This is a genomic window from Francisella sp. 19X1-34 (genome assembly GCF_041102755.1).
Taxonomy (GTDB): Bacteria; Pseudomonadota; Gammaproteobacteria; order Francisellales; family Francisellaceae; genus Francisella.
In genome coordinates this window covers 1-1526 of record NZ_JBGCTX010000140.1, presented here as the reverse complement: position 1 = coordinate 1526, position 1526 = coordinate 1, and the positions used below count along the sequence as shown (strand labels likewise).

Here is a 1526-nt window from a genome sequence, read left to right as displayed (position 1 = left end):
GCTCAGTTTATTATTTCTCCAATTAAAATCAATAATTATAAATATTTAGACATGAACTAATTATCGAACTGAGGTTAGTTTATAACAAACTATAATTATACAGGCTATAATAAATGGGTATAACGCAATGTAAAAAAAGGTATGTAGAAATACTTCTTTATTTGAGCTTTGAATCCTATGACTAATAGTATCAATATGCAAGAAAGGGGTTAAAAACGTTAATATTAATCCAGAAAATGCTCCCGTAAAAGAAAAAATTCCAAAAATTAGATTATCCATTTTTTTTTGGTATGTATTTAAATACTAATGAATTCAAACTAGGTATAACTAAAGTAAAAGCAACAGCTTGTGTTAGATAGAAAAGTAAAATTATAAAAATATTAATTTTTTTAGGAGAGATTATAATCGCTAAGAAAAGTATTAAGAAACCTAAACTATATGCTATAAAACCTCCTGTAATATATTTAAAGTAACTTACATCATGAGATAACCTTGATTTATATGACCATAATAAACTAAGTGGGAGACATAATATTACAACCATCATAGAATCAAATCCCTGAAAAGATGATGCAGGCAACACATACCCAAAAATATGTCTATTAACATTTAAATTTATAAATAATGATATAATAGATGGTATAAACGCATCCATAGATGATGCTATAACTATTAGTATGAAAATTATTATAAGAGATCTTAACATATTTTTTTCTTCTAATAAGAAAGACTTAGCTTTAAACATTATAAAGAGCAGAACAATAGCAAATATAATGAAAAAGATATATGTTTCAACTTTTGCTAAATTAAAAATCGCAAAGAATATTGAGCTAATAACTAAACCAAGCAACCCAATTGAAACTATATTTTTTACATAATTTTTATTTTGAGGAAAAAATACTTTTTCGTTATCTTGAGACAAATTAACTTTCCTCGAGATATATAAATAAATAAACCTAGAATAGGTAGTATAGAAACTATTTCATAAGATATGTTGTATCCTATTTTTTTAACAATTATTCCAAAAAATATTGCTGCTACAGCTGCTCCAATATTAACGAAGAATTGTCTTAACGTAATTGCAGAATTTCTACCATAAGCATCATTTTTTTCATATAAGTAGATTACAAGAATATTCTTATTTGGAGCAAAGAAGATAAAACCTGTAGCAAATAATGCAATAGAATATGTAATATTTATAAAATTATTAGCCAAACAAATTAAAGAAATAAATATAAAATACCAACTATAATAGTTTGATGTCTATTTACTAAATTTCCCACGGTAATACCAAACCAATCACCTCCCCATATGAGAGAGAAACTAATTGAAAAAATCACTACTGCTTGTGCTGCGTTCAAATGTTCAACAGATTGCATATAAAAAACTATTGTCGATGATAAGCATATTAAAGGAAATATTATAAATATTTGAACTGTTAGTAGATGGACTGGGTCTTTACAGATAATTGTGTAAATTTTAATTAGGTTATATATTTTAAATATAACAATAAGGGATTTACAGAA

At 25.2% G+C, this 1526-nt stretch carries 3 protein-coding genes; all 3 read right to left on the bottom strand.

Going from position 1 to position 1526, the window contains the following annotated elements:
• Nucleotides 1–271: 271 nt before the first annotated feature.
• Nucleotides 272–922 carry a hypothetical protein gene (locus tag AB8E56_RS11695; protein WP_329481323.1) on the bottom strand — a complete coding sequence of 217 codons (651 nt, stop codon included), beginning with the start codon at nucleotides 920–922 and terminating at the stop codon, nucleotides 272–274.
• Complete coding sequence (locus AB8E56_RS11690) at nucleotides 871–1215, bottom strand: hypothetical protein (protein WP_329481321.1); 345 nt, start codon at nucleotides 1213–1215, stop codon at nucleotides 871–873. Before AB8E56_RS11690 ends, AB8E56_RS11695 begins: the two co-directional genes overlap by 52 nt.
• A gap of 5 nt (nucleotides 1216–1220) precedes the next feature.
• Nucleotides 1221–1526 (bottom strand): hypothetical protein (locus tag AB8E56_RS11685; RefSeq protein ID WP_329481318.1); only part of this gene is annotated, 306 nt, incomplete at its 5' end.